This window comes from Burkholderia lata (assembly GCF_000012945.1).
Taxonomy (GTDB): domain Bacteria; phylum Pseudomonadota; class Gammaproteobacteria; order Burkholderiales; family Burkholderiaceae; genus Burkholderia; species Burkholderia lata.
Genome location: NC_007510.1, coordinates 3,645,153 through 3,671,448, shown reverse-complemented (window position 1 = coordinate 3,671,448; position 26,296 = coordinate 3,645,153). Strand labels below are relative to the sequence as shown.

The 26,296-nt window shown below is 66.8% G+C and carries 23 protein-coding genes and 1 tRNA gene; 12 read left to right on the top strand and 12 right to left on the bottom strand.

Annotated features, from left to right (window positions below):
• Positions 1–76: 76 nt before the first annotated feature.
• The gene (locus BCEP18194_RS22660; protein WP_011353594.1) at positions 77–805 is read left to right on the top strand and encodes a phosphonate utilization associated transcriptional regulator; all 729 of its coding nucleotides are present in this window, start codon (positions 77–79) and stop codon (positions 803–805) included.
• Between the two features lie 123 nt (positions 806–928).
• On the opposite strand, the gene BCEP18194_RS22655 is transcribed toward BCEP18194_RS22660, so the two are convergent.
• The 5 genes from BCEP18194_RS22655 to BCEP18194_RS22635 form a co-directional block, all read right to left on the bottom strand.
• Complete coding sequence (locus BCEP18194_RS22655) at positions 929–2,317, bottom strand: FAD-dependent oxidoreductase (protein WP_041492988.1); 1,389 nt, start codon at positions 2,315–2,317, stop codon at positions 929–931.
• Positions 2,318–2,428: 111 nt separating this feature from the next.
• On the bottom strand, positions 2,429–3,559 hold the full coding sequence (locus BCEP18194_RS22650; RefSeq protein ID WP_011353592.1) for a 2-aminoethylphosphonate--pyruvate transaminase: 1,131 nt from the start codon (positions 3,557–3,559) through the stop codon (positions 2,429–2,431).
• A 48-nt stretch (positions 3,560–3,607) separates the two neighbouring features.
• On the bottom strand, positions 3,608–5,335 hold the full coding sequence (locus tag BCEP18194_RS22645) for a putative 2-aminoethylphosphonate ABC transporter permease subunit (protein WP_011353591.1): 1,728 nt from the start codon (positions 5,333–5,335) through the stop codon (positions 3,608–3,610).
• Entirely contained in the window at positions 5,332–6,423 is a 1,092-nt protein-coding gene (locus BCEP18194_RS22640; protein ID WP_011353590.1) for a putative 2-aminoethylphosphonate ABC transporter ATP-binding protein, read from the bottom strand. The genes BCEP18194_RS22645 and BCEP18194_RS22640 overlap by 4 nt, the downstream gene beginning before the upstream one ends.
• Positions 6,424–6,520: 97 nt before the next feature.
• Positions 6,521–7,576 (bottom strand): putative 2-aminoethylphosphonate ABC transporter substrate-binding protein, encoded by a 1,056-nt coding sequence (locus tag BCEP18194_RS22635; RefSeq protein WP_011353589.1) that lies wholly within the window; start codon positions 7,574–7,576, stop codon positions 6,521–6,523.
• A gap of 208 nt (positions 7,577–7,784) precedes the next feature.
• Here BCEP18194_RS22635 and phnA point away from each other — a divergent pair, with 208 nt between their 5' ends.
• From phnA to BCEP18194_RS22610, 5 genes are all read left to right on the top strand, one after another.
• Positions 7,785–9,023 (top strand): phosphonoacetate hydrolase, encoded by a 1,239-nt coding sequence (gene phnA / locus BCEP18194_RS22630; RefSeq protein WP_011353588.1) that lies wholly within the window; start codon positions 7,785–7,787, stop codon positions 9,021–9,023.
• A 29-nt stretch (positions 9,024–9,052) separates the two neighbouring features.
• Complete coding sequence (gene phnY / locus BCEP18194_RS22625) at positions 9,053–10,507, top strand: phosphonoacetaldehyde dehydrogenase (protein ID WP_011353587.1); 1,455 nt, start codon at positions 9,053–9,055, stop codon at positions 10,505–10,507.
• A gap of 179 nt (positions 10,508–10,686) precedes the next feature.
• Positions 10,687–11,469, top strand: a complete 783-nt coding sequence (locus BCEP18194_RS22620; RefSeq protein WP_011353586.1) for an amino acid ABC transporter substrate-binding protein — start codon at positions 10,687–10,689, stop codon at positions 11,467–11,469.
• A gap of 14 nt (positions 11,470–11,483) precedes the next feature.
• On the top strand, positions 11,484–12,164 hold the full coding sequence (locus tag BCEP18194_RS22615; protein WP_011353585.1) for an amino acid ABC transporter permease: 681 nt from the start codon (positions 11,484–11,486) through the stop codon (positions 12,162–12,164).
• The gene (locus BCEP18194_RS22610) at positions 12,161–12,919 is read left to right on the top strand and encodes an amino acid ABC transporter ATP-binding protein (protein WP_011353584.1); all 759 of its coding nucleotides are present in this window, start codon (positions 12,161–12,163) and stop codon (positions 12,917–12,919) included. The genes BCEP18194_RS22615 and BCEP18194_RS22610 overlap by 4 nt, the downstream gene beginning before the upstream one ends.
• A gap of 44 nt (positions 12,920–12,963) precedes the next feature.
• On the opposite strand, the gene BCEP18194_RS22605 is transcribed toward BCEP18194_RS22610, so the two are convergent.
• Positions 12,964–13,779 (bottom strand): alpha/beta fold hydrolase, encoded by an 816-nt coding sequence (locus tag BCEP18194_RS22605; protein ID WP_011353583.1) that lies wholly within the window; start codon positions 13,777–13,779, stop codon positions 12,964–12,966.
• 81 nt (positions 13,780–13,860) lie between these two features.
• Here BCEP18194_RS22605 and BCEP18194_RS22600 point away from each other — a divergent pair, with 81 nt between their 5' ends.
• Entirely contained in the window at positions 13,861–14,475 is a 615-nt protein-coding gene (locus tag BCEP18194_RS22600) for a CGNR zinc finger domain-containing protein (RefSeq protein ID WP_011353582.1), read from the top strand.
• A 54-nt stretch (positions 14,476–14,529) separates the two neighbouring features.
• Here the strand turns inward: BCEP18194_RS22600 and BCEP18194_RS22595 are convergent, their stop codons facing one another.
• Positions 14,530–15,435 carry a DUF3592 domain-containing protein gene (locus BCEP18194_RS22595; protein ID WP_011353581.1) on the bottom strand — a complete coding sequence of 302 codons (906 nt, stop codon included), beginning with the start codon at positions 15,433–15,435 and terminating at the stop codon, positions 14,530–14,532.
• Positions 15,436–15,766: 331 nt separating this feature from the next.
• A tRNA-Lys gene (locus BCEP18194_RS22590) sits at positions 15,767–15,842 on the bottom strand.
• 190 nt (positions 15,843–16,032) lie between these two features.
• Between BCEP18194_RS22590 and BCEP18194_RS22585 the strand changes: the two genes are divergently transcribed.
• Both BCEP18194_RS22585 and BCEP18194_RS22580 read left to right on the top strand, forming a co-directional pair.
• Complete coding sequence (locus BCEP18194_RS22585; RefSeq protein ID WP_006477449.1) at positions 16,033–16,437, top strand: PaaI family thioesterase; 405 nt, start codon at positions 16,033–16,035, stop codon at positions 16,435–16,437.
• Positions 16,438–16,445: 8 nt separating this feature from the next.
• Positions 16,446–17,312, top strand: coding sequence for a patatin-like phospholipase family protein (locus tag BCEP18194_RS22580; protein WP_011353579.1), 867 nt, complete (start codon positions 16,446–16,448; stop codon positions 17,310–17,312).
• 49 nt (positions 17,313–17,361) lie between these two features.
• On the opposite strand, the gene BCEP18194_RS22575 is transcribed toward BCEP18194_RS22580, so the two are convergent.
• Entirely contained in the window at positions 17,362–18,375 is a 1,014-nt protein-coding gene (locus BCEP18194_RS22575) for a D-2-hydroxyacid dehydrogenase family protein (protein ID WP_011353578.1), read from the bottom strand.
• A 426-nt stretch (positions 18,376–18,801) separates the two neighbouring features.
• Here BCEP18194_RS22575 and BCEP18194_RS22565 point away from each other — a divergent pair, with 426 nt between their 5' ends.
• Positions 18,802–19,851 (top strand): LysR family transcriptional regulator, encoded by a 1,050-nt coding sequence (locus BCEP18194_RS22565; protein ID WP_011353577.1) that lies wholly within the window; start codon positions 18,802–18,804, stop codon positions 19,849–19,851.
• Positions 19,852–19,979: 128 nt separating this feature from the next.
• Here BCEP18194_RS22565 and BCEP18194_RS22560 read toward each other — a convergent pair whose 3' ends face one another.
• The 3 genes from BCEP18194_RS22560 to dprA form a co-directional block, all read right to left on the bottom strand.
• Complete coding sequence (locus BCEP18194_RS22560; protein ID WP_011353576.1) at positions 19,980–22,577, bottom strand: DNA topoisomerase III; 2,598 nt, start codon at positions 22,575–22,577, stop codon at positions 19,980–19,982.
• Positions 22,578–22,770: 193 nt separating this feature from the next.
• Positions 22,771–23,151: a thioredoxin family protein gene (locus tag BCEP18194_RS22555; protein ID WP_011353575.1), complete on the bottom strand. Its 381-nt coding sequence runs from the start codon at positions 23,149–23,151 to the stop codon at positions 22,771–22,773.
• Positions 23,152–23,187: 36 nt separating this feature from the next.
• Complete coding sequence (dprA, locus tag BCEP18194_RS22550; RefSeq protein WP_011353574.1) at positions 23,188–24,534, bottom strand: DNA-processing protein DprA; 1,347 nt, start codon at positions 24,532–24,534, stop codon at positions 23,188–23,190.
• Positions 24,535–24,719: 185 nt separating this feature from the next.
• Here dprA and def point away from each other — a divergent pair, with 185 nt between their 5' ends.
• Entirely contained in the window at positions 24,720–25,223 is a 504-nt protein-coding gene (gene def, locus BCEP18194_RS22545; protein ID WP_011353573.1) for a peptide deformylase, read from the top strand.
• Between the two features lie 34 nt (positions 25,224–25,257).
• Positions 25,258–26,241 (top strand): methionyl-tRNA formyltransferase, encoded by a 984-nt coding sequence (gene fmt / locus BCEP18194_RS22540; RefSeq protein ID WP_011353572.1) that lies wholly within the window; start codon positions 25,258–25,260, stop codon positions 26,239–26,241.
• Positions 26,242–26,296: the final 55 nt, after the last annotated feature.

Here is a 26,296-nt window from a genome sequence, read left to right as displayed (position 1 = left end):
GGGTCGAGGGTATATAAGGATCATTCGCCGATATGGCGCCCTCGTTTTCTACCGCAGCCTTGCTGCCTGCCCGACCATGACAGCCCCGAACGCGCTCAGCGCCATCGAACTCCTGCAAAGCCAGTCGCTCGCGATGATCGTCCAGGACATGCTCGAGCGCGCGATTGTCTCCGGCGAATACGCCCCTGGCGAGAAGCTCAACGAAGTCGAGATCGCGACCAAGCTGAACGTGTCGCGCGGCCCCGTGCGCGAAGCATTCCGTGCGCTCGAACAGGCCGGCCTGCTGCGCAACGAGAAGAATCGCGGCGTGACGGTGCGCGTCGTGCCGCTGCGCGAGGCCGAGGAGATCTACGAAGTGCGCGCGATGCTCGACGAGTCGGTCGCGCGCGCGCTCGCGAAGCGCATCTCGCCCGACACGCTGAAGGTGCTGAAGGGCATCATCCAGTCGATGAAGGACGCCGCGAAGACGCACGACGTCACGCGCTACACCGAGCTGAACGTGCAGTTCCACGACGCGATGGTCGTCGGCGTCGGCAATACGCACCTCACCGATACCTACCGCCGGCTCGTGCGCCAGCTCGGCCTGCTGCGCCAGGCCGCGATCGAGGCCGAGGAGGATGCGATCGCCGTGTCCGCCGCCGAGCACGACAAGATCGTACAGGCGCTCGCGGGCGGCGACGGGGAGCAGGCGGTGGCGCTCGTGCGCGAGCACCTCTCGCACGGTCTCGAGCGCATGCGTCGCACGCACGAGCAGGGGCTGCCCTCGACGGGCAAGTCGACGCGGGAAAAGCCCGTGCGCGCGTAAGCGCTCGGCAACGCTCGCGCGGGTTGCCGCGTACAGCACAAGGCACAAAGCAAAGGGACGCTTCGCAGCGTCCCTTTTTCATTGCGTCTTCAGGTCATGCAGGTCCTGCAGACCAACGCAGCGTCACGCCTTGTCTGCCTTCCCGGCCGCGCTCGCGAATTTCGCGAGCCACGTGTCGACAACGGCCGGCTGCCGGCTTTCGTCCTCCGCGCGCTCCTTGCGGCGGATCGCATTGCGCACGACGTGCGCACCGACATAGCGGATCGGCTCCGGCGGGAACGCCCCAAGCGGGCCGCGCACGATCGGGCTGCGCGTCCACGCGTTGTCGAGACCGAGCACGAGCGACGACAGGATCTGCCCGCCCATGTAGGTCGGCCCCACGCCGTTACCCGAGTAGCCGAAACCGTAGAACACGTTCGGCGCGTCGTCGAGGCGGCCGAAGAACGGGAAGCCGGTGACCGAGCGATCCGACGGCCCGTTCCAGCTCGCCGTGACCGGCACGCCTGCGAGCGACGGAAAGAACTCGCGCAGGCTTTGCGTGAGCTGCGCCTCGTACGGCGAGCGCCGGTCGAACACGGGCGCGATGCGGCTACGCCACGAGAACGTGTTGCCGCCCTTGCCGAGCATCAGCCGCCCGTCCGCGGTGGTGCGGTAGTAGTAGACGAAGATCCGCGAATCGAGCACGGATACGCCATCCACGAGCCCGGTTTTCTCGAGCAGTTCCGGGCATTTCTCGGTGATGACCATGTCGCTCGACACGACCGCGATCGTGCGCTCGAACTGCGGGAAGCGGCTCGCCATCCACGCATTGATCGCGAACACGAGCTTGCCCGCGCTCACGCTGCCGGACGGCGTGCGCACGACGGCCGGTTGCCCGGGCGTGAAGTCGAGCATCGGCGTGCGTTCGTAGATCCGGATGCCCATCGCGAGCGCGACGCGGCGCAGCCCGCGCACGAGCTTGCCGGGATGCACGGTCGCGGCGATCGGCGAGTAGACGCCGTCGAGATTGCGAGCGGACCCCGAGCGGCGCGCGACTTCGGCGGGCGGCAGCGGCTCGTAGCTGCGGATGCCGCACGCGGCGAGTGCGTCGAGTACCGGCGCGAGCGTGCCGACCTGCGCGCGTGACGTCGCGGTGTACAGCGTGCCGTCGAGCCGCAGCTCGGCATCGATGTCGTGCGCGCGGCAGAAATCGGCGATGTGCTGCACGGCCGCTTCGGATGCCTTCACGAGCCGGATCGCCTCGGCTTCGCCGAACAGCCGCCGCAGCGTCAGGAATTTTGCGGACCACGTGAGCAGGCAACCGCCGTTGCGACCGCTCGCGCCGGCGCCGCACAGGTCGGCCTCGACGATCGCGATGTCGAGCGCGGGGTTCTGCTGCTTCGCCTGGATTGCCGTCCAGAGCCCGGTGAAACCGCCGCCGACGATGCACACGTCGGCCCGCGTTTCGCCTTGCAGCGCGGGGGCGAGATCGCCGTCGTTGAACAGCGCTTGTTCGATCCAGAAGGGTCGCATGAGAGGGGGCTTCGAAAAGGGGCCGTGCCGCGCACGGCCCGAAAAACACCGGCCGCCGCATGCGAACGTGCATGCGGCGGGGACCATCACGTCACGTCGTGGTGCGTCACGTCACGCTGCCGCTTCGGCCGACACGCGGCGCACACCCATCGCGCGCAGCGTGTCGGCGATCGCGGCGACGGCGCCCGGGATGCCGGCTTCGCCGAAGTGGCCGATGCAGCCGACCCGGAACGTCTCGACCTCGGTCAGCTTGCCCGGATACAGGATGTAGCCGCGCTTCTTGACCTCCTGGTAGAACCGCTTGAAGTCGTAGTTCGGATCGTCCGGTGCATGGAACGTGACGATGATCGGCGCCTGGATCGCCGGATCGAGGAACGGCCGGAAGCCGAGCGCGAGCATCCCGTCGATCAGCGCGCGATAGTTGCGCTGGTAGCGGCCGCCGCGAGCAGCGAGCCCGCCCTCGTCGACGTATTGCCCGACGGCGGCGTCGAGCGCCGCGACCACGTGCGTCGGCGGCGTGAAGCGCCACTGCGTCGTGCGCTGCATGTAGACCCACTGGTCGTACAGGTCCATCGCGAGCGAGTGGCTGTTGCCTTCGCAGCGTTCGAGCGTGCTGCGCTTCGCGATCACGAAGCCGAGCCCCGGTACGCCTTCGAGGCATTTGCCGGATGCGGCGATCACCGCGTCGAACGGCGTCGTGCGCGCGTCGATGTCGATCGCGCCGAACGAGCTCATCGCATCGACGATCAGCGCACGGCCGTGCTTCGCGACGACCTGTGCGATGTCATGCAGCGGGTTCAGCACGCCGGCACCGGTTTCGCAGTGCACGAGCGCGACGTGCGTGATGGTCGGATCGGCGGCGAGCGCGCGTTCGACGTCGGCCGGATCGACGCGGCGATCCTCGCTGTAGTCGATCGTCGTCAGCTGGCGGCCGAGCACGCGGCAGATCTTCGCGATGCGCTGGCAGTACGCGCCGTTGTTCGGCACGAGCACGTGGCCGTCGCGCGGCACGAGCGTGCCGATGGCCGCTTCGACCGAGAACGTGCCGCTGCCTTGCAGCGGGACGCATTCGTGCGTGCCTTCGCCGTGCACGATCTGCAGCAGGCGTTCGCGCAGCCGCGCGGTGATCGCGTTGAAGTCGCTGTCCCACGATCCCCAGTCGCGCAGCATCGCGTCGCGCGTGGTGTCGGAGGTCGTCAGGGGGCCGGGGGTGAGCAGGATGGGCTGGGCGGCGAGCGTCATGGTGTCTCCTTGATGAAGTCGGGACGTCACGTGAATGCGGCTAAAAAGTCAGTGGCGATGCGGGTTGCGCCAGGCCTGCGTGCGGCGCAACAGTCGATGCGAGATGCACGCGAACAGCACGCAGGCGAACGACGACGTCGCGAGCACGAGCGTGGCCATCGCGGCGGCCGGACCCATCTGGCCCGCGTCGTCGAGGTTCAGGATCGCGACCGAGGCGGGCTGCGTGTCGGGCGAGTAGAGGAACGCGACGGCCGAGACCGTCGTCATCCCGTTGACGAACAGGTAGCGTGCGATCAGCAGGATCGCGGGCAGGCACACGGGCACGGTCACGCGCAGGAAGGTCTTGTAGAACGGCACCTTCAGCGACGCGGATACGGCCTCGAACTCGCTGTCGATCTGCCTGAGCGCGGTGACGGCGGTCAGGTGGCTCGATGCGTAGTAGTGCACCACCGTGACGATCGCGAGCAGCCACAGCGAGCCGTACAGTCCGTTCAGCGGGTTGCCGGGCGCGTTGAACAGGAAGATGTAGCTGATGCCGAGCACGAGCCCCGGCACGCCCATCGGCAGGATCGCGCAGAGCGCGATGAAGCCGCGCAGCCAGCGCGCGCCGCGCGTCTTCTCGATCAGGTATGCGCCGCCGAACACGACGATCGTGCCGCCGAGCGCCACGGTCGCGGCCATCCGCAGGCTGTTCTTGTACGCGTCGAAGATGCCGGCGCCGATCAGCCCCATCTTGTAGTGCTGCAGCCCGAGGCTCATCTGGTACGGCCAGAACTTCACGAACGACGCAAACACCGAGATGCCGACCACCGCGATGAAGAACGCGCACACGATGCCGCAGTACGCGAGCATCGCGGCGTCGAAGCCGCGCGACGGCTTCGGCTGGTATGGCGTCGAGCGTGCGCCGAGTTGCGACTGCTGGCGGCGGCGGATGAAGAAGTCGACGCCGAACGCGACCAGCGCCGGGCACAGCAGCATCAGGCTCACGACCGCGCTGCGGTTGAAGTCCTGCAGGCCGATGATCAGCTTGTAGATGTCGGTCGACAGCACGTTGTACGAACCGCCGATCACGACCGGCACGCCGAAGTCGTTGATGCACATCGTGAACGCCACCATCGTCGCGCTGATCAGCCCGTACTTCGCACCCGGCAGCGTGATCGTGAAGAACTTGCGGATGCGGCGCGTGCCCATCGCGTCGGCGGCCTCGTAGAGCCGGCCGTCGGCAAGCGACAGCGCGGTAACGAGGATCATCAGCACGTGCGGGAACGACGCGTACACCATGCTCAGCACGATGCCCGGCAGCCCGTAGATCGAATGGCCGTGCAGCAGCGGCTTCAACAGCCCCGCGTTGCCGAACCAGTAGATGAACGACACCGCGGACAACAGCGTCGGCGCGAGCAGCGGCAGCAGCGCGACGGTACGCGCGGCGTTCTTGAACGGCATGCACGAGCGGGTCAGCGCATACGCGAACGTGAACGCCATCGGCACGACGATCGACGTGACGAGTGCGCCGACCGTCAGCGAATGCAGCATCGAGCGCAGCACGCCGCTGTCCTCGAGATACTCGACGAAGTTGTGCGCGCCGACGAAGCGTCCGTCCGCATCGACGAAGCATTTCTGCACGACGAGCGCGAGCGGCAGCAGCAGGAACATCGACATCAGCGCGGCCATCGCCAGCAGCGCGAGCTGCGCGATGCGGTCGTGCCAGTGCGTGATCTGCCGCACGTCGGCGGGGGCGGAGGCGCCGCGGCGGCGCTCGGTCAGGACGGTGCTCATTGCAGTCGCTCCTTCGCGCTCGGGAACACGCGGACATGCTCGCGATCGAGCGCGAGGTCGATGCGCGCGCCGGCCTGCACGCCGGTGCGGTCGACGTCGTGATACGACAGGTCGGCGACGATCTCCTGGCCGTCGAGCCCGTCGATCCGGAAGCTCACGCGGCAGAACGCACCGAGGAATTCGAGCTTCTCGACGCGGCCGGCCAGCACGTTGTCGGCCGTCTCGCCCGGTACGCGGATGCGCAGGTCTTCCGGCCGCACGTACACCGACACCGCCGCGCCTTGCGCGGGGCGTGCCGTGCCATGACGGCAGTCGAGGCCGACCGCGCCCGCGCGCAGCGTGCCGTCCTGCGCGACTTCGGCGGGAATCGTGTTCACGCGGCCGATGAAGTCCGCGACGAACGGCGACGCCGGCTGCCGGTAGATTTCGAGCGGCGTGCCGATCTGCTCGATCACGCCGTGGTTCATCACGACGATGCGGTCGGCCATCGACAGCGCTTCTTCCTGGTCGTGCGTGACCATGATCGTCGTCACGCCGAGCCGCTGCTGCAGCGCGCGAATCTCCTGGCGCAACCGCACGCGCACCCGCGCGTCGAGCGCCGACAGCGGCTCGTCGAGCAGCAGCAGGCCGGGGGAGGTGGCGAGCGCGCGTGCCAGTGCGATGCGCTGCTGCTGGCCGCCGGACAACTGGCCCGGATGCTTGCGATGGCTGTCGGGCAGGCCGACCAGCGCGAGCAGCGTGTGCACGCGCTCGTGGATCGCGTCGCGCTTCATCTTGCGGTTCACGAGCCCGTACGCGACGTTGTCGTACACCGTGAGGTTGGGGAACAGCGCGTACGACTGGAACACGATCCCGTAGTCGCGCAGTTGCGGCGGCAGCCGCGAGATGTCGCGGCCGTCCTGCATGATGTGGCCGGCGTTCTGCGTCTCGAGCCCCGCGATGATCCGCAGCAGCGTGGTCTTCCCGCAGCCGGACGGCCCCAGGAAGCAGATCATTTCGCCCTTCATCACGCTCAGGTTGATGTCGGTCAGGACCTGCGTGTCGTTGTACCGCTTCTCGATGCGTTCTGCGCTCAGATAAGGTGCCATGCGCGCCTCCATGCTGGGGCGGCCCGGGGGCCGGATTCGACGATAGGAAGGGTGGCGCGGGGCGGCGCGCGGCGCGGCCCCGCGGCGGATCGCGACGTTACTGCTGTGCCTTCGCGCCGTAGCGCTTCTGCCACGTGTCGAGGATCGACTGGCGGTTCTTCGCCGACCACACGAAGTCGTTCTTCACGAGCAGGTCCGAGTAGTTGTCGGGGATGCCGGCCAGCTTCCGTGCGACGCCCGGATACGCGACGATTGCCCACCAGCGCGCGGTGATCTGGTTCGCATCCTTGCTAGCCATGAAGTCGGCCAGTTTCTTCGCGGCGTCGGGCTGCTTCGTCGTCTTCATGATCGCAGTGCCTTCCATGTCCCAGCCGAGCCCTTCCTTCGGGAACACGAGATCGATCGGCGCGCCCTGCGACTGCAGTTCGTGGCCGCGGAACTCGAACGAGATGCCGATCGGGAATTCGCCGGTGCCGGCGAGCGTGCAGGGCTTCGAGCCCGAGTGCACGTATTGCGCGACGTTCTTGTCGAGCGCGTCCATGAATTTCCAGCCTTTGTCGTCGCCGAAGGTCTGCAGCCACGCGGTCACGTCGAGATAGCCGGTGCCGGAGGAAACCGGGCTCGGCATCACGATCGCGCCTTTATAGACGGGCTTCGTCAGGTCTTCCCACGACGTCGGCTTCGGGATGCCCTTCGCCTGCGCGGCGACGCGGTTGTAGCAGATCGTCGCGCCCCACACGTCCATGCCGACCCAGTGCGGCGGCGTGTTGGCGTCGCTGTACTTGCGCGTGAGCTGGTCGAAGCCCTTCGGCGTGTACGGCATCAGCATCCCCTGCAGGTCGAGCAGCGTCAGGCTCGACGCGGCGAGGCCGAGCACGACGTCCGCGCGCGGGTTGTTCTTCTCCGCGAGCAGCTTCGCGGTGACCGAGCCGGTCGAGTCGCGCACCCAGCGGATCTCGATATCGGGGTTCGCTTTCTCGAACGCGTCCTTGTAGGGCTTCATCGCCTCGTCTTCCAGCGCGGTATAGACGAGCAGCGACGTCTTCGCGTGCGCCGCCTGCACCGCGCCGAGCGCGACCGCCGCGACCAGCGCGAAGCGGGCCGCGCCCGCCGCCCATGCGTTCAAACGCTTGTTTACCGGCACTTCGTTCATCTTCAGACCCCTTGACTGTGGCGCCGCGGCACGCGGCGGATGAGTGGAGACCAGCCCTCTTGCTGCTGCGTTGTTTTGCTTTCTGTTCTCTGCATGTTGTTGACAATCTACAAATCATCAATTTTAATGTCAAGCATGGAAAACACCTCCCTTCGGCGCGACGCGGGCGCCGACGGCTCTACCCTTCGAACTGAAAGGATTGAACGTCATGATTGAAACGCCTGTATCCGTGGAAGTGAACGGCCGCCGCTACAACTGGATGAGCCGGCCCGTGGTGGTCGTCTGCGTCGATGGCTGCGCATACGAATATCTGGAAGAAGCGGCCGAGGCCGGCGTCGCGCCGTTCCTGCGCACGCTGCTGAAGCCGGGCACGGCGCTCAAGGGCGAGTGCGTGGTGCCGAGCTTCACGAACCCGAACAACCTGTCGATCGTGACGGGTGTGCCGCCGGCGGTGCATGGGATAAGCGGCAACTACTTCTACGATCGCGACACCGGCGCCGAGGTGCTGATGAACGATCCGAAGTACCTGGTCGCACCGACCGTGCTCGCGACGTTCGCGGAGCAAGGCGCGAAGGTCGCGGTCGTCACCGCGAAGGACAAGCTGCGCCGCCTGCTCGGCAAGGGGCTGAAGGGCATCTGCTTCTCGTCGGAAAAGGCCGACGAGGCGAGCATCGAGGAAAACGGCATCGACAACGTGCTCGAGCTGGTCGGCAAGCCGGTGCCGAGCGTGTATAGCGCGGACCTGTCGGAATTCGTGTTCGCGGCCGGCGTGCGCCTGCTCGAGACGCGCCCGATCGACCTGATGTACCTGTCGACCACCGACTACGTGCAGCACAAGTGCGCGCCCGGCACGGAAGGCGCGAACGCGTTCTACGCGATGATGGACAAGTACCTGCAGCGCCTCGACGAGCTCGGCGCGATCGTCGCGATCACGGCCGACCACGGGATGAACGCGAAGCACGACGATGAAACCGGCGAGCCGAACGTGATCTACCTGCAGGAGCTGTTCGACGAGTGGCTCGGCGAGGATGCGGCGCGCGTGATCCTGCCGATCACCGATCCCTACGTCGTGCACCACGGCGCGCTCGGCTCGTTCGCGACCGTCTACGTGCCGGCGACGGCCGACGCCGAGGCGCTGCGCGCCCGGCTCGCCGCGGTCGACGGCATCGACGTCGTGCTGACGGGTGCCGAGGGCTGCGCGCGCTTCGAGCTGCCGCCGGCGCGGATGGGCGACCTGATCGTGATCTCGAAGCAGGACGTCGTGCTCGGCACGCGCCGCATCAAGCACGACCTGTCGGGCCTCGACGTGCCGCTGCGTTCGCATGGCGGGATCTCCGAACAGATCGTGCCGCTGATCTTCAGCAAGCCGGTCGCCGGCGACGTGTCGGGCCGCGCGCGGCTGCGCAACTTCGACATCATCGACATCGCGCTCAACCATCTGCAGTGATGCGCACGCATCCGTAAGGGGACACACTCATGAACGCCATTGCAGCATCGACGGACGTCCGCGAGATTCGTCGCGAAGCACTGCGAATCGACGGCGAACGGATTCATCGGGACGCGGTAATCGAAGTGCGCAACCCGTACGACGGCTCGCTGGTCGGCACCGTGCCGAAGGCGACGCTGGACGACGTGCGGCGCGCGTTCGCGGTCGCACGCGCTTACCGGCCAACGCTTACGCGCCACGATCGTTCGGCGATCCTGCGTCGTGCAGCCGACATCGTGCGTGCGCGCACGGCCGAGATTGCCGGGCTGATCACGGCCGAGTCCGGCCTGTGCGTCAAGGATTCGACTTACGAAGCCGGCCGCGTAGCCGATGTACTGACGTTCGGCGCGGGTGAAGTGCTGAAGGACGACGGGCAGATCTTCTCGTGCGACCTGACCCCGCACGGCAAGAAACGCCGCGTGTACACGCAGCGCGATCCGCTGCTTGGCGTGATTTCCGCGATCACGCCGTTCAACCATCCGATGAACCAGGTCGCGCACAAGATCGTGCCGTCGGTGGCCACCAACAACCGGATGGTCGTGAAGCCGTCGGAGAAGGTGCCGCTGTCGTGCTACCTGTTCGCGGACATCCTGTATGAAGCCGGCCTGCCGCCGCAGATGCTGCAAGTGCTCACCGGCGACCCGAAGGAGATCGCCGACGAGCTGATCACGAACCCGGCGATCGATCTGATCACGTTCACGGGCGGCGTGTCGATCGGCAAGTCGATCGCGTCGCGGATGGGCTACCGGCGCGCGGTGCTCGAACTCGGCGGCAACGATCCGATCATCGTGATGGAAGACGCCGATCTCGACGAAGCGAGCACGCTCGCGGTGTCGGGTTCGTACAAGAACTCGGGGCAGCGATGTACCGCGATCAAGCGGATGCTCGTGCACGAGTCGGTAGCCGACCGCTTCACGGAGCTGGTGGTCGAGAAAACGCGCGCGTGGTCGTACGGCAATCCGGCCGATCCGTCGGTCGACATGGGTACGGTGATCGACGAGGCGGCCGCGAAGTTCTGCGAGCAGCAGGTGAACGATGCGATCGCGCGCGGGGCGCGGCTGCTGGTCGGCAACGTTCGCAACGGCGCGCTGTATTCGCCGACGGTGATCGACCGCGTGACGCCCGACATGCCGCTGGTGAAATACGAAACCTTCGGCCCCGTATCGCCGATCATGCGCTTCAGCGACATCGACGAAGCGATCCGGATGTCGAACAGCACCGACTACGCGCTGTCGTCGTCGGTCTGCACGAACCGCTTCGATAGCATCACGCGCTTCATCACCGAGCTGGAAGTCGGCAGCGTGAACGTGCGCGAAGTGCCGGGCTACCGGCTCGAACTGACGCCGTTCGGCGGCGTGAAGGATTCGGGGCTCGGCTACAAGGAAGGCGTGCAGGAAGCGATGAAGAGCTTCACGAATACGAAGACGTATTCGCTGCCGTGGTAAGTGGCGTGTAAGTCGCGCGCACTGGTTTCGCGGCCGGTGCGCGCGTTATTCGATCGGCTCATATCGATAGCCGATTTGCGTTTTTGCCGGGCCTCGACGCGTCGGTAGAATTCGCGGACCTCTCGAACGGCATGCATGTGCCGCGGGAAGATTCCCTCCAATCATTCGGGGTCCGCACCATGAAATTCCTTCGCTCCATCCTGGTCGTCGCCATGCTGCAGGCCGTTTCGGTCACGAGCGCACTGGCTGCCGACGACCTGTCGCAGATCAAGTCGTCCGGCGTGTTCCGGGTCGGTACCGAAGGCACATATGCGCCGTTCACGTATCACGACGAAACCGGCAAGCTGACGGGCTTCGACGTCGACATCGCGACCGCGATCGCGCAGCGCCTCGGCGTGAAGCCGCAGTTCGTCGAAGGCAAGTGGGACGGGCTGATCGCGGGCCTCGACGTGAACCGCTACGACGCGGTCGTCAACGAAGTGTCGATCACCGACGCGCGCAAGGCGAAATACGATTTCTCGACGCCGTACATCACGTCGCGCGCGGTGCTGATCGTGCGCGCGGACAACACGACGATCCGCTCGTTCGACGATCTCAAGGGCAAGAAATCCGCGAACACGCTGACCAGCAATTTCGGCAAGCTCGCGGCGTCGCACGGCGCGGACGTCGTGCCCGTGCAGGGCTTCAACGAAGCGATCGACCTGCTGAGCTCGGGGCGCGTCGACGCGACGATCAACGATTCGCTGTCGTACCTCGATTTCCGCAAGCACAAGCCGGACGCGAAGCTGAAGGTCGCGGCGACCGACACCGGCGGCGCGAGCGACGCATCGGGCGTGCTGCTGCGCAAGGGCAGCCCCGCGCTGGTGGCCGCGGTCGACAAGGCGCTCGCGGACATCAAGGCGGACGGTACCTACGCGAAGATCTCGCACAAGTATTTCGGCCGCGACGTGTCGCAGCCGTAACGCGAGGCTGAACGATGCCGGCCTGGCTTCACCTGATGGCGGAATCGCTGCGGCCCCTGCTGGTTGCGGGGCTCGTGTTCACGGTGCCGCTCACGCTCGCGTCGTTCGCGATCGGCCTGCTGCTCGCATTCGGCGCAGCGCTCACGAGGCTGTTCGGGCCGCGTTGGGCGCAGGCCGCCGTGCGTTTCTACATCTGGCTGTTTCGCGGTTCGCCGCTGCTCGTGCAACTGTTCGTGATCTTCTACGGCCTGCCGAGCGTCGGCATCGTGCTCGATCCGCTGACGGCCGCGGTGATCGGCTTCTCGCTGAACGTCGGCGCGTACAACGCCGAGGTGATCCGCGGCGTGATCGAATCGATTCCGAAGGGGCAGTGGGAGGCCGCGTACTCGATGGCGATGACGCGCCCGCAGGCGCTGCGCCGCGCGATCCTGCCGCAGGCCGCGCGCGTCGCGCTGCCCGCACTGTCGAATTCGTTCATTTCGCTCGTGAAGGACACGTCGCTCGCGGCCGTGCTGACCGTGCCGGAGATCTTCCAGGCCGCGCAGCGGATCGCAGCCGTGACCTACGAGCCGATGATTCTCTATACGGAAGCCGCGCTGATCTATCTGCTGCTCAGCTCGGTGCTGTCCACGCTGCAGCGTCGCCTCGAAATCCGCTTCGGCCGCCATGCGCTGTTCCAGGCGGAGTTGCGATGATCCGGCTCGAACGCATCGACAAATCGTTCGGCGCGCATCGCGTGTTGCACGGGATCGACCTCGCGCTGCAGCCCGGCAGCGTGACGGCGCTGATCGGGCCGTCCGGCAGCGGCAAGAGCACGCTGCTGCGTTGCGTGAACCTGCTCGAAGTGCCTGAGGCTGGCGTGCTGATGGTGGGTGACGCACGCATCGACTTCTCGCCGGCGCACCGGCCGGTGCGCGACGCCGTGTTTGCGGTGCGCCGACAGACCGGCATGGTGTTCCAGAACTTTCAGCTGTTTCCGCACCTGAGCGTCGTGCAGAACGTGATGGAAGGGCTCGTCACGGTACAGCGCTGGCCGCGCGAACGGGCCCGCGAACGCGCGCTCGCGCTGCTCGAGAAGGTCGGCATCGCGGACAAGGCCAACGCATGGCCCGGTACGCTGTCGGGCGGCCAGCAGCAACGTGTCGCGATTGCGCGTGCGCTCGCACCGTCGCCGCAGGTGCTGTTATGCGACGAGCCGACGTCGGCGCTCGATCCGGAGCTGTCCGTCGAAGTGGTCGAGGTGCTGCGCCAGCTCGCACGCGAAGGCACGACGATGCTGATGGCGACGCACGACTTGCGCCTGGCCGCGTCGATCGCGCATGACTCGGTGTTTCTCGCGGAAGGCCGCGTGGTCGAGGCCGGTGCATCGCGCGACCTGTTCGGCGACCCGCGCGATCCGCGCACCGCGAAGTTCATTTCGACGCTCGCGCAGGGCGTGCCGGTGTTCTGACGCGGGGCGCGGCACGCAAAAAGCGACGCGCGGTACAGCGGGCGTCAGCCGTGCCCTGACCCGTCGAGCACCGCCGCGACGATCGCCTCCGGCGCATCTTCCTGCACCAGGTGGCCCGCGCGCGGCACCCTGATCAGCTGGCCGTTGGCGATGCGATCGGCCAGCGCCTGGCCCTGTTCGAGCGGAATCCACGCGTCGTCCTCGCCCCACACGATGCGCACCGGAAAGTCCGGCGGCGCGTAACGCGCCTCGACTTCCTCGATGTAGCGCTGGCGCATCTGCGCGATCTGGCGATAGAACGCGGCCTGACCGTCGGGCGTGAGCCACGGCGCACGGTAGATCGACAGCGCCTCGTCGCTCAGCGGCCGGGCGACCGCATTGTCGAGATAGGCCGACACGAGCGCGTGATGCGCATACGCAGGCAATCCGGTGAAGGCGGCTTCGTGCTGCGCGACGTGGCGCACGAACGGCGAACCCTGCGGCGTAATCGCGACCGGATTCACGAGGGTGAGATCCGCATAGTCGACGCCGTCGAGGAAGTGCGCGCGCAGCACGGTTGCGCCGCCGTAGTCGTGCGCGAGCACGCGCGGACGCGAAATGTTCCACGCGTCGAGCATCGCGCCGAACAGCCGGTTCTGGCGGCTGAGCGACACGTCCGCGTCAGGCATGTCGGACTGACCGTAGCCGAGCAGGTCGTAGAAGAACACGCGATGACGCCGCGCGAGCCACGGTGCGATCCGCCGCCACACCTGCGACGAAAACGGCGTGCCGTGCACGAGCACGAGCGGCGGGCCTTCGCCGAGCGTTCCCCAGGCAATCCGGTGGCCTTCGAAAATGAAGCGATTGGCGAGTTCGAGCATCGGCATCTCCGTGCTAACCTGTTTTGGTTGTTAACAGGTTACTCCGGATTGTCCGGGTGTGAAACCGATAGGTAGAAATAAATGGTTACTCGACACGAGCCCGTGCGACCCGCGCACGCATGGGGTGCAGCCGATTTCGTCGGCGGCCATCCGGCGCTCGACTTCCTCAATACGGTGGCCGACACGGGCAAGACGCGCGACGCGGACAAGCTCGTCGACTGGCCGGCCGTGCATGGGTGGGCGGAACGATCGGGGCTGCTGGCGCCAGCCGATCTGGCGCGGCTTCTGCGTCATGCATGGCAGGACGACGCGGACGCGCTGGCGGCGCTGCATCGCTTTCGCGAGGACGCGTACATCGCAGTCGCGCACCTGACGACCGGAGGCGGTAGCACCGCCGGCGCACGCGCGGCGGACCGGCTCGCTGTCGCGATCCGCGAGGCGATCGCGCGTAGCGCATTCGATGCGGTCGACGGCCGGTTCGCGTGGCGACCCGACGCGCGCGCCGCGTCGCGCTGGGTCGATGCGGCCGCACTCGGTTTCGAGCAACTGCTGCGCAGCGACGACTTCGCACGCGTGCGGCAGTGTGGCCGGTGCACGTGGTTCTTCGTCGATCGCGGCCGCGGCGTCGGGCGCCGCTGGTGCGACATGCGCACGTGCGGGAACCGCGCGAAGGTGGAAGCGTTCAGGGAGCGGTGATGCGCGCGCCGTGCCGGTTGTCGCGCCACGCGGAGCGCGGCCGGCGCGCGAACGTCATGGAGCGGCTTCGTGTGCCGGGTGTTCCGGCCACAGCGTCGCGGCGATGAACAGCCCGGCCACGAGGAACGGTGCGCCGATCGCGAACAGGATGGCCGCGAGGCCCCAGCGATCCCAGAAGCGGTCGACGACCGCGCGCTCGGGGGTGACAGGGTCGTACAGCACGCTGACCGCTTCGCCTTCGCGCAGGCCCGGATGCGACGACGCCGAGCCCTGGGCGAACGTGATCTGGCGGCCGCTGTCGGTCGTGAACGCGACGATCGCCGAATACAGCGACGTGCGCGAGCGGGTCGAGCGCGCGTTTTTCGCGATCTCGACGACATGGCCGGTCGAACGTGCGTAGTGGTGGGCGATCTGCCACTGACGCAGGCCGGCTGCACCGGCGCCGGCGATGAAGCCCGTGCCGATCGAGATTGGAATCAGCACGATCGCGACGTTCCAGCGGCTCGATGTGGGCTTGCGGGCCGGTTGGGCCGGCGGTGGCTCGGATGACCGGCGACGGCGCCCGCCAGCGATCAGCAGGCCCCCGATCGCGAGCGACGCAATGGCGAGTAGCGCCGCGACGGCCGCCGGAAACCAGCGTTGCGTGAAATCGTCGATCAGTGCGGGGCGTTCGGGGTGGTTGGGGTCGAGCCATACCTCGACGTTCTCGCCGATATCGTAGGCGGGGACGGTCGATGCGGTATTGCCGGCGACTTCGCGGCGCTGGCCGTCGTTCGCGAGGTACGCGACGATTGGCCGGTACGCGCGCATCGCGTCGCTGTCCTGCACGATGCGCACGACCGTGCCCGGCGCGCTGACCAGTTGGCCGGTCGCCTGGCCGGCCGTGACGGCGAGCATGCCGGCCAGCACGAGCAGCACGACGCCGAGCGCCATGGCGACGAGCGCGTCCTTACCCGGCATGACCGGATCCGGTTCGTGCGTCGCACTGCGGATGCCGGCGTGATCGTGGGAGTGGCGCGTCTCGTCGGACTCGCCGATATCGGCGCAACCAGGCTCTCTGAATGGTCGCGTCTCGGGTACATGCTTCCATGTCTGACGTCCCATGTTCTCTCAGTGCCGGCGGGCAAACGGCAGTGCCTGCGCCGGTCGTGTGATATTTGTCGGACGATTCTAGCGGAAACGATGCGCAGCAGGCGTGCGGTGGCGTACTGCGACAGGACGCGCGCCGCGATTGCAGCGGCGGAAAAGGAAAAAGCCCGGTTAGCTTTCGCTAACCGGGCTTCGGAATTCCTGGTGGGGCGTGAGTGACTCGAACACTCGACCTACGGATTAAGAGTCCGCTGCTCTACCAACTGAGCTAACGCCCCCAACAGAAGAAAGATTATGCATGGGTATTTGAGGTCTTGCAAGCCCTTTCTGCAAATCTCCTGAAAATATTTCGTCACGACAACGGCGGCTGTCGGTCCGATAACGAGCGATCGGAGATTCCTCGGTCCCGGTATGATGACGCCACACGTGTTGCGCGGCGGTCGCGCAACGCTTTCTGGGCTTTCGATGATGGACGAAAACGCAGTCCGCGAATTGCTGGATCGCCTGCTGGCCCCCTGGGTCCGCTCGCTCGGTCTGGTCCCCGTGTCGATCGGCGACGACAGCGTCACGCTGCGCCTGCCGTTTTCCGGCGAATTCCGCCATTCGGGCGGCATCATCTGCGGCCAGGTGTTCACGGCGGCCGCAGACACCGCGATGGTGGTTGCGATCTCGGCCGCGCTCGGCGAGTTCCGGCCGATGACGACCGTATCGCTGAACACGAACTTCATGCGTCCCGTGCGCAAGGGCGACGTGCTCGTCACCGCGCGCGTGCTGCGGATGGGCCGCAATCTCGTATTCGGCGAAGTCGAGTTGTTCGACGAAGACGGCAAGATGGCCGTTCACGCGACGTCGACCTACGCGCTCGTCAGCTGAGCGGCGCGATGTTCGACCAGATCGTCTTTGCGGGCGGCGGCAATCGCTGCTGGTGGCAGGCCGGCTTCTGGGACGTCGCCCAGCCGGCGCTCGGCCTGCGCCCGCGCGTGATCACCGGCATCTCGGCCGGCGCGGCGACCGCGTGCATGCTGTATACACGCGACGCCGCCTGGGTGATGCGCTATTACGAAGAGGCGCTGCGCCACAACCGGAAGAACGCGTACTGGGGCAACCTGTTCGGGCGCGAGCCCGTGTTTCCGCATTACCGGATTTACCGCCAGGCGCTGCTCGACATCTACGGCGAGCCGTTCGCGAAGCTTGCCGCGGCGCCGGAGATCCGCATTGGCGTGTCGCACGTGCCGCGCTGGCTCGGCGCGCGCAGCGCAGTGGCCGCCGGCCTTGTCGCGTACAACATCGAGAAATACGTGCGCAAGACGCTGCACCCGACGCTCGGGCGCACGCTCGGCTTTCGGCCGGAATTCGTGCGCGCGCAGGCCTGCACGCGCGTCGACGAACTCGCCGACCTGATCCTGCAGTCATCCTGTACGCCGCCATTCACGCCGGTGCTGCGCTGCGGCGGCCGGCCCGTGCTCGACGGTGGGATGGTCGACAACGTGCCGGTCGACGCGCTCGACCCGACGCCGGGCGACGTGCTGGTGCTCGTCACGCGGCTGTACCCGCGTCCGCAGATGTTCACGGTCGCGCACGGCGAGCAGCGGCGGCTGTATGTCCAGCCGTCGAGCAAGGTGCCGATTTCGAGTTGGGATTACACGAGCCCGTCGCAGATGCGGCATGCGTACGACCTCGGGCGGCGCGACGGCGAGCATTTCCTCACGCGCGTCGGCGCGATGACGGGCGGCCGCGTGGCCGCCTGAAGACGGGAAGCAGGAAGCGGGGCCGCGCGGCGGGCGCGGCCCGCGGCGCTCAGCGCACGCGGCGCGGCGTCAGGGCTTCCGGATTGACGACGCTCGACATGTCGCCCTGGTCGAACGCCAGGATGTTCCGGAATGCCGCGCTGAAGTAGAGCTCGTAGCTTTCGCGCTCGACGTAGCCGATGTGCGGCGTGCAGATCACGTTTTCCATCCGCAGCAGGCTGTAGCCCTGCAGGATCGGCTCGCTCTCGAACACGTCGATCGCCACCATCCCCGGACGGTTGTGCGACAGCGCGTTGACCAGGGCATTTTCCTCGAGCAGTTCGGCGCGGCTCGTGTTGACGAGCAGCGACGTCGGCTTCATCCGCATCAGGTCTTCCTGCTTCACGATCCCGCGCGTGTCGTCATGCATGCGCAGGTGCAGCGACAGCACGTCGCTCTGCTCGAACAGCGCTTCGCGGCTTTCGGCGGCCGTATAGCCGTCAGCCCGCGCGGCCTCGAGCGAATGCTCGCGGCCCCAGATCAGCACGTTCATCCCGAATGCCTTGCCGTAGCCGGCGACAAGCCGGCCGATCTTGCCGTAGCCCCAGATGCCGAGCGTCTGGCCGCGCAGCACCTGGCCGAGGCCGAAGTTCGGCGGCATCGCCGACGTCTTCAGGCCCGACTGTTGCCACGCACCCTGCTTCAGGTTCGCGACGTACTGCGGAATGCGGCGCTGGGCGGCCATCACGAGTGCCCAGGTCAGTTCGGCGGGGGCAATCGGCGAGCCCGTGCCTTCGAGCACAGCGATGCCGCGGTCGGTACAGGCTTCGAGATCGATGTGGCTCGAAATGCGACCGGTCTGGCTGATCATGCGCAGGTTCGGCAGCTTGGCGAGCAGTTGCGACGAAATCGGGGTCCGTTCGCGAATCAGCACGAGCGCCTCGACTTCCGCCAGACGGCTGGCGAGTTGTCCCAATCCGCGCACCGTATTGTTGAAGACCTTCACGTCGTGGTCGGCAAGCATCTCGAAGCAGTTCAGCTTGCGGACGGCGTCCTGGTAGTCGTCGAGGATGGCAATTTTCATGGTGAGCGGGTGTCGCGCGTTGAAAGCGGCGGCGGCGGCGGCGCACGTCGCGCACCCGTCCCGCCCGGCCGGGGCCGACATGATGCTACGTCGGCCGCTGCCATGGTGTCTTTTTAACAGGTTGTTACGCTCCGCCGCAATCGGCGGGAGCCTGACCCGGAGCCGCTCGCGCGACGGGCGGAAGGGTGCGCTGTTGTGTCGCATCAAATACGTCCTTCCTGATTCGGCCGCTTACTCGACGAGGTTCACCAAATTGTTGCTCCAATCAGAATAATTGGATCAACTATCCGCAGAAGGCGAGGATTTTTGACTATTTTTATCGTCTACAAGGGCCTTGTTGAGCAACTCTGCATCATTTCCGCTGTCGTAGGAGAATTACGCATTTGCTTCATCTTTTTGAAGTTGTAACAGCGGCAGGAGTCGTTTATGGATCATTTGCAGTCGATGCGCGTGTTCGTCAAGGTTGCAGATCTCGGCAGTTTTGCGCGGGCCGCGAGTGCAATGGATATCTCCAACGCGGTCGCGACGCGTCACGTCGCCGATCTGGAAGGCCGGCTCGGCACGCGTTTGCTGAACCGCACCACGCGCAGCCTTTCCCTGACGGAGTCAGGCCAGGTCTATCTGGAGCGTGCTCGCCAGATCCTCGATGAGCTCGAGGACGTCGAGCAGATGGTCGTTGCGCGCAATCACGAGCCGGTCGGAACGTTGCGCATCGTTGCGCCGGTCGTGTTCGGCCTGCATAACCTCGCGCCCGTGTTGCAGTCGTACACGGAGAATTTCCCGAAAGTGGTGCCCGATCTCACGCTGGTCGACCGGCAGGTCGATCTCGTCGAGGAAGGCTTCGACGTCGGCATCGTCGTCACGCGCCAGATGCGTAGCGCGAGCATCGTCACGCGGCGCCTGACCACCGGCTGCATGACCGTGTGCGCGACGCCGAGCTACCTGGAGAAGCACGGTGTGCCGACCCATCCGGAGCATCTCGCCGAGCACCCGAGCCTGAGCCTGCCGACCGAATACTGGGGCGACGAGCGCGTGTTCACGGGGCCGGACGGTGAAGTGCGCGTGCGCCCGACCAACGTGATCGTCGCGAACAACACCGCGATGCTGCGCCAGTTCGCGCTGCTCGGGATGGGGGTCGCGATCCTGCCGAGCTACCTGATCGGCAGCGACATCGCGCGCGGCGCGCTCGTGCGGCTGCTGCCGGATTTCCGGCTGCCGCAGGTCGAGATCAACATCGCTTACCCGAGCCGGCGCCATTTGCCTGCGAAGGTGCGCACGTTCATCGACCACCTCGTCGAGCATTTCAGTCACTCGACCGATGCGACGATGGGCGAGCAGTGGGCCGCGCAGAATTCGGCGCTTCCGCCGATCGGTGTCGAGACGCGTGCGGAGCAGCCGGAATCGGCCGACCCGAACCTGTCGCCGCGCCTGCCGCGTTCGCCGCGCCCGCGCGTCGCGGTGCCGTCGCCACTGTAACGGCGCGACGGCCGGGCGGCGGTTGCCGCCGGCACAAAGAAAAACGCGGATCGAGCAATCGATCCGCGTTTTTTTATCGCTGCCTGCCGGAATCCGGCGTGGCCGGGAGAACCCCGGCCGTCAGGCCGTTACGAGCCCGTCTTGCGCGCCGTCGTCTTGCGGGCGGCGGTCTTGCGAGCCGGTGCCGGTTTCTCTTCGGCGCCTTCCGTCACGGTTTCGGCATCCTTCGTCGCCGATTTTGCCGTCTTCTTCGCGGCAGCGGCCTTCGGCTCCTTCTTCTCGAACTCGAAGCCGATCTTGCCGTCGGGCTGCTTCACGAGGAAGGCCTTGAAGTTGCGGCCCGTGCGTGACGACTTGAAGTTCGGCAGCAGATCCGTGCGGCCGTCGGCAAGCAGCTTGCCCATCTGCTCGCGCGTGATTTCCTGCTGCAGAATCACCTTGCCTGAGCGGAAGTCGCAGGTCTTCGGGTTGGCCACCGAGTGCTCGCACACGTAGCTCATCCCGTGCTCGAACACGCGGCCCTTGCACTTCGGGCATGCGCCGACCGGCTCCTGCGCGGAGAAGTCGGGCGCCTCGCCTTCTTCACCACCGGAATCCTGGCCGAAATCGAACTCGAGCTTGTAGTTCTTCGTCTCGTCGTCGAAGGACAGCTTGAGGATCGCCGAGAACGGGCGGCCCATCTTGCTGCGGAAGCCGGACAGCGGGCCGATCGTCTTCTCGCGCAGCAGCTCCTCGACTTCCGCGATCTCGAACTGCCGGCTGCCCGGAATCTTCGAGATCGAGAACTCGCACTTCGTGCACGCGAAACGGCGGTAGTTTTCCTTCACCTGGCCGCCGCAGTTCGGGCACGGCGTCTCGAGCGTCGCGTAATCGCCGGGGATCGTGTCGGAATCGTATTCCTTCGCGCGCTTGACGATCTGCTGCGTCATGCGGGCAATTTCCTGCATGAACGCTTCGCGCCCTAGGTTGCCGCGCTCCATCTGCGACAGCTTGTATTCCCATTCGCCGGTGAGCTCGGGCGCGGTGAGTTCCTTCACGCCGAGCCCGCGCAGCAGCGTCATCAGCTGGAATGCCTTCGCGGTCGGGATCAGCTCGCGGCCTTCGCGCACGAGGTATTTCTCGCCGAGCAGGCCTTCGATGATCGCCGCGCGCGTGGCCGGCGTACCGAGGCCCTTTGCGGCCATCGCCTCGCGCAGTTCGTCGTCCTCGACGAGCTTGCCCGCGCCTTCCATCGCGGACAGCAGCGTCGCTTCCGAGTAGCGTGCGGGCGGCTTCGTGACGAGCGCGACGGCGGCGATTTCGTCCGTCTTCACCTTCTCGTCCTTCTGCACCGGCACCAGGTTCGCATCCGCGCCTTCGGCGTCGCGGCCGTACACCTGCAGCCAGCCCGGCTCGACGAGCACCTTGCCTTCGGTCTTGAAGTGATGGCCGGCGACTTCGGTGATTCGCGTCGTGACGCGGAATTCGGCGGCCGGGAAGAACACGGCGAGGAAGCGCTTCACGACCATGTCGTACAGCTTCTGCTCCGGCTCGGACAGCGACTTCGGCGCCTGCAGCGTCGGGATGATTGCAAAGTGGTCGCTGATCTTCGAGTTGTCGAAGATCCGCTTGTTCGGCTTCACCCAGCCCTTGTCGAGCACCTGCTTCGCATGCGGCAGGTAGTTGTTGCTCTCCTTGAGCATCTCGAGCGTGGACTGGACCGTCGACAGGTAGTCTTCCGGCAGTGCGCGCGCGTCGGTACGCGGGTAGGTCAGCACCTTGTGCTTTTCATACAGCGCCTGCGCGAGGCCGAGCGTGTTCTTCGCGGAGAAGCCGAAGCGGCTATTCGCTTCACGCTGCAGGCTCGTCAGGTCGAACAGCAGCGGCGACAGCTGCGTCGACGGCTTCGATTCCTCGGAGACCGTGCCGACCTGGTCGCGACACGCGGCGACGATCGTTTCGGCAGCCGGCAGGCTCCACAGGCGGGAGTCGCGCTTTTCCGGATCGAATTCGTCGCGCTTGAATTTCGGGTCGTACCACTTGCCTTCGTAGAAGCCGCCCGCGCACGCGAATTCGGCCTTCACTTCCCAGTAGTCGCGCGGGATGAAGCGGCGGATTTTCTCTTCGCGTTCGACGACGATCGACAACGTTGGCGTCTGAACCCGGCCAACTGTCGTCAGGAAGAAGCCGCCACCCTTGCTGTTGAACGCGGTCATCGCGCGGGTGCCGTTGATCCCGACGAGCCAGTCGGCTTCCGAGCGGCAGCGTGCGGCGTCGGCGAGCGGCAGCATGTCCGCGTCGCTGCGCAGGTTCGCGAAGCCGTCGCGGATCGCCTGCGGGGTCATCGACTGCAGCCACAGGCGCTGGACCGGCTGCTTCGCCTTCGCGTGCTGCGCGATCAGGCGGAAAATCAGCTCGCCCTCGCGCCCCGCGTCACATGCGTTGATCAGGCGGTCGACGTCCTTGCGCTTCAACAGCTTCGTGAGCACCTTGAGGCGCGACTCGCTTTTTGCGATCGGGTTCAGGTCGAAATGCGGGGGGATGACGGGCAGATGCGCGAAGCTCCATTTCCCGCGCTTGACCTCGTACTCTTCCGGGGCGGCGATTTCCAGCAGGTGGCCGACAGCGGACGAAAGGACGAACTCGTCGCTTTCGTAATACTCGTCATGCTTGGTAAAGCCGCCCAAAGCGCGTGCGATGTCGTTCGCGACAGAAGGCTTTTCCGCAATGATCAGTGCTTTGGACATGACAGGTGTGTGTTGGTAGACCGGGTTCGCCGGTTGTGGGTCCCTTTTACGACCGCTTTATAGCACACGCCGCAGCGATGGCGGCTCAGCGTGTAAAAAGCGGCCCATCATAGAGGGGGGCTGCAACGGCGGCAAGCGCCCGGCGCGGCGGGGCGCGCAAATGCGTGCAAAACCACCGGGCCGGCTTGCGAATTCAGGCTTCGACGGCCAGGACGTTGCGCAATTTCGGTGCGTGCGGTGCACCGGGTACCGCGCTCAGGTCGGACAGCATCCGCTCGACGATCGCCGCATGCGGCAGCACCGTGCCGAAGAAGCGTGCGGTGTGGGTATCTTCGATCAGGATCGTCGGGAAGTTCTCGACGTCGAGATCGTCGAGCTGGTCGGCATGCGTTTCGATGTCGATCCAGGCGAAGCAGGCGTCCGGATGCGCATCGGCGAGCTGGTCGAAGGCCGTCCGGTAGTCGCGGCAGGTGCCGCACCACTCGGCGCACAGGCACGCGACGAGCAGCGTGCCGGGATCGGCGAGGCGCTCGGCGATCCGATCTGCATCGGTGTCGAGATTCAGCGCGGGCATGGGTTTCCTTGGGTATCGTTGGCGGCCTGGCCGCCCCTATGCGGGGGAATGTAGCACGCCGTGCACGGGCGGGGTGCGCGCTGCGTCAAGCCGCGCGAAGCGTCCGCCGGGGAGGCTGGCGACGCGGCCGGCCAGTTCCAGCGCAAGCAGCGCGCGGTGCAGCACGTCGTCGGACAGGCCGCTGTGCTCGGCGAGCCATTCGTAGGTGACGGGGCCGTATCCCAATGCGGCCAGCACGGCCTGTTCGGATGGAGTGCCGGGCAGCGGTGGCGCCGGCGACGGTGCTTCGTCTCGGGCAGGCGCGGTGGCCGGAGCGGCGTCGCCAGTCTGGATAACCCCGGTAGCGGCGCGCTGAGTGGCGGCTTCGGCTTCGTGGAGGTCGCCGGTGTCCGTGCACGGATGCCCGGAACACGCCGCACCGCTTGCCACGCCGGCTTTCGATTCGCCCAGCCCGTATTCCTCGAGCACGTCGAGCGGTGCCGACGTCAGCTTCGCGCCGTCGCGGATCAGTGCGTGGCAGCCCTGCGCGAGCGGCGCATGGATCGAGCCCGGCATCGCGAACACGTCGCGCCCCAGTTCGTTCGCGAGTCGCGCGGTGATGAGCGAGCCGGAGCGCGGCGCGGCCTCGACGACGAGTGCACCGATCGCGAGCGCGGCGATCAGCCGGTTGCGCTGCGGGAAGTGCGCGGCGCGGGCCGGTGTGCCGAGCGGCCACTCCGACACGATCGCGCCGTGTGCGGCGATCTCGTGGGCGAGTGCGCGGTGTCGCGCCGGATAGACGAGATCGGCGCCGGTCGCGATCACCGCGACCGTGCCCGACCGGCCGTCGAGCCCGCCACGATGCGCGGCGCCGTCGATCCCGAGCGCGAGCCCGGACACGATCGGAAGCCCGGCGTCGGACAGTTCGCGTGCGAAGCGTGTTGCGTCGGCGAGCCCCTGCGGCGTTGCGTGACGGCTGCCGACCACGGCGAGACTGCGCGCGTGCAGCAGGTCGAGCCGGCCCTTTACATATAGCAGTGGCGGCGGATCGTGCAGGTCGCGCAGCCGCGGCGGGTAGGCCGGATCGTTGAACGTGACGAGCGTATTGCCCGGCGTGTCGAGCCACGCGAGCACGGCGCCGGTGCGGGTGTCGAGATCGTCGCGCTCGCTTGCGCGCACGGCCTGGGCGGCGGCAGGGCCGGTAACGGCGGCGATGGCCTGGTCGGGCGCACGCAGCAGCGCGTCCGGCGAGCCGAACGCATCGAGCAGTGCCTGCAGTACGGCGGGTGTGAGGCCGGGTGCGTGCGCGAGCTGCAGCCACGCGCGCACGGCGGAGGTGGTCAGCGCTTGCGGCGACATGAGGCGCCCCTCGAATGCGGTGGCCAGCGGACCGCGTGGCGCCATGATAAAATTTTCATCATCCGAAATACTCGACAGGGCCGCGCGCGCAGGCGCCCGGCCAATTGCAGGAGGCATGATCCGCGGCATTGATTCGCCGCGCGTCCGCCTCATCTTCATTGCATCCCGGCGGCAGCGCCAGCTGGCCGGATGGCCGATGCGGCACGCCGCTCCACCGAATACCGAACGCCATGGCTTTACTCAATATTCTTCATTACCCCGACAAGCGGCTGCACAAGGTCGCGAAGCCCGTCGACAAGGTCGACGACCGGATCCGCAAGCTCGTCGCCGACATGGCCGAGACCATGTATGCGGCGCCGGGCATCGGCCTGGCGGCCACGCAGGTCGACGTGCACGAGCGCGTGATCGTGATCGACGTCTCCGAGGAGAAGAACGAGCTGCGCGCGTTCATCAACCCCGAGATCGTGTGGTCGAGCGACGAGAAGCAGATCTATGAAGAGGGCTGCCTGTCGGTGCCCGGCATCTACGATGAAGTCGAGCGTCCCGATCACGTGCGCGTGCGCGCGCTCAACGAGCAGGGCGAGACTTTCGAGCTCGACTGCGAAGGCCTGCTGGCCGTGTGCGTCCAGCATGAGATGGATCACCTGATGGGGCGCGTGTTCGTCGAATACCTGTCGCCGCTCAAGCAGACGCGCATCAAGACGAAGATGAAGAAACTCGAACGCGCGATGTAACGCGCGTTCGCCCAGCCCGATCCCGAACGCTGTCATGACCCATACGTTGCGCGTAGTTTTTGCCGGCACGCCGGAATTCGCCGCGGCTGCCCTCGCCGCGATCCACGAGGCCGGTTTTCCGGTGCCGCTCGTGCTCACCCAGCCCGATCGCCCTGCCGGGCGCGGGATGAAATTGCAGGCCAGCGCGGTGAAGCGCTACGCCGTCGAGCACGGGATGCCCGTTGCGCAACCGCCGTCGCTGCGCCGCGCGGGCAAGTACCCGGCGGAGGCGGCCGACGCGATTGAGCTGCTGCGCTCGACCCCGCATGACGTGATGGTGGTCGCCGCATACGGCTTGCTACTGCCGCAGGAAGTGCTCGACATTCCGCGTGACGGCTGCATCAACATTCACGCGTCGCTGCTGCCGCGCTGGCGCGGCGCCGCGCCGATCCACCGCGCGATCGAGGCCGGCGACGCCGAAACGGGCGTCACGCTGATGCAGATGGACATCGGCCTCGACACCGGCGCGATGATCGAGGAAGCGCGCATCGCGATCGCGCCCGACGAGACGACCGCAACGCTGCACGACCGGCTCGCCGCCGAAGGTGCGCGACTGATCGTCGACGCGCTCGTGCAGCTCGAGCGCGACGGCGTGCTGCCGGCGACGCCGCAACCGGCCGACGGCGTGACCTATGCGGAAAAGATCGGCAAGCACGAAGCGGCGCTCGACTGGCGCAAGCCGGCCGACGTGCTCGCGCGCCAGGTGCGTGCGTTCGATCCGTTCCCGGGCGGCGTCGCGACGCTCGACGGCGCGGCGATCAAGCTGTGGGCAGCCGAGCCGGTGGCGGCGCGCGGCGAAGCAGCGCCCGGCACGATCGTCGAAGCCGCGCCGGAAGGCGTGGTCGTTGCGTGCGGCAGCGGTGCGTTGCGCGTCACGCAGTTGCAGAAGCCGGGCGGCAAGCGGCTGCCCGCGCGCGAATTCCTGGCCGGCTCGCCGCTCGCCGCAGGCCAGCGCTTCGCGCTGACTGACGTTGCCTGACGCGGCCTGACCGCCATTCGACACGGCCTGCCGGGCGTGCGCAATCGGCCGGACG

Excerpts from the sequence above, each read along its gene's own strand:
- BCEP18194_RS22660 (WP_011353594.1), top strand. The coding sequence starts at position 77 with ATGACAGCCCCGAACGCGCTCAGCGCCATCGAACTCCTGCAAAGCCAG.
- BCEP18194_RS22655 (WP_041492988.1), bottom strand. The coding sequence starts at position 2,317 with ATGCGACCCTTCTGGATCGAACAAGCGCTGTTCAACGACGGCGATCTC.
- BCEP18194_RS22650 (WP_011353592.1), bottom strand. The coding sequence starts at position 3,559 with ATGACGCTCGCCGCCCAGCCCATCCTGCTCACCCCCGGCCCCCTGACG.
- BCEP18194_RS22645 (WP_011353591.1), bottom strand. The coding sequence starts at position 5,335 with ATGAGCACCGTCCTGACCGAGCGCCGCCGCGGCGCCTCCGCCCCCGCC.
- BCEP18194_RS22640 (WP_011353590.1), bottom strand. The coding sequence starts at position 6,423 with ATGGCACCTTATCTGAGCGCAGAACGCATCGAGAAGCGGTACAACGAC.
- BCEP18194_RS22635 (WP_011353589.1), bottom strand. The coding sequence starts at position 7,576 with ATGAACGAAGTGCCGGTAAACAAGCGTTTGAACGCATGGGCGGCGGGC.
- phnA (WP_011353588.1), top strand. The coding sequence starts at position 7,785 with ATGATTGAAACGCCTGTATCCGTGGAAGTGAACGGCCGCCGCTACAAC.
- phnY (WP_011353587.1), top strand. The coding sequence starts at position 9,053 with ATGAACGCCATTGCAGCATCGACGGACGTCCGCGAGATTCGTCGCGAA.
- BCEP18194_RS22620 (WP_011353586.1), top strand. The coding sequence starts at position 10,687 with ATGAAATTCCTTCGCTCCATCCTGGTCGTCGCCATGCTGCAGGCCGTT.
- BCEP18194_RS22615 (WP_011353585.1), top strand. The coding sequence starts at position 11,484 with ATGCCGGCCTGGCTTCACCTGATGGCGGAATCGCTGCGGCCCCTGCTG.
- BCEP18194_RS22610 (WP_011353584.1), top strand. The coding sequence starts at position 12,161 with ATGATCCGGCTCGAACGCATCGACAAATCGTTCGGCGCGCATCGCGTG.
- BCEP18194_RS22605 (WP_011353583.1), bottom strand. The coding sequence starts at position 13,779 with ATGCTCGAACTCGCCAATCGCTTCATTTTCGAAGGCCACCGGATTGCC.
- BCEP18194_RS22600 (WP_011353582.1), top strand. The coding sequence starts at position 13,861 with ATGGTTACTCGACACGAGCCCGTGCGACCCGCGCACGCATGGGGTGCA.
- BCEP18194_RS22595 (WP_011353581.1), bottom strand. The coding sequence starts at position 15,435 with ATGCCGGGTAAGGACGCGCTCGTCGCCATGGCGCTCGGCGTCGTGCTG.
- BCEP18194_RS22585 (WP_006477449.1), top strand. The coding sequence starts at position 16,033 with ATGGACGAAAACGCAGTCCGCGAATTGCTGGATCGCCTGCTGGCCCCC.
- BCEP18194_RS22580 (WP_011353579.1), top strand. The coding sequence starts at position 16,446 with ATGTTCGACCAGATCGTCTTTGCGGGCGGCGGCAATCGCTGCTGGTGG.
- BCEP18194_RS22575 (WP_011353578.1), bottom strand. The coding sequence starts at position 18,375 with ATGAAAATTGCCATCCTCGACGACTACCAGGACGCCGTCCGCAAGCTG.
- BCEP18194_RS22565 (WP_011353577.1), top strand. The coding sequence starts at position 18,802 with ATGGATCATTTGCAGTCGATGCGCGTGTTCGTCAAGGTTGCAGATCTC.
- BCEP18194_RS22560 (WP_011353576.1), bottom strand. The coding sequence starts at position 22,577 with ATGTCCAAAGCACTGATCATTGCGGAAAAGCCTTCTGTCGCGAACGAC.
- BCEP18194_RS22555 (WP_011353575.1), bottom strand. The coding sequence starts at position 23,151 with ATGCCCGCGCTGAATCTCGACACCGATGCAGATCGGATCGCCGAGCGC.
- dprA (WP_011353574.1), bottom strand. The coding sequence starts at position 24,534 with ATGGCGCCACGCGGTCCGCTGGCCACCGCATTCGAGGGGCGCCTCATG.
- def (WP_011353573.1), top strand. The coding sequence starts at position 24,720 with ATGGCTTTACTCAATATTCTTCATTACCCCGACAAGCGGCTGCACAAG.
- fmt (WP_011353572.1), top strand. The coding sequence starts at position 25,258 with ATGACCCATACGTTGCGCGTAGTTTTTGCCGGCACGCCGGAATTCGCC.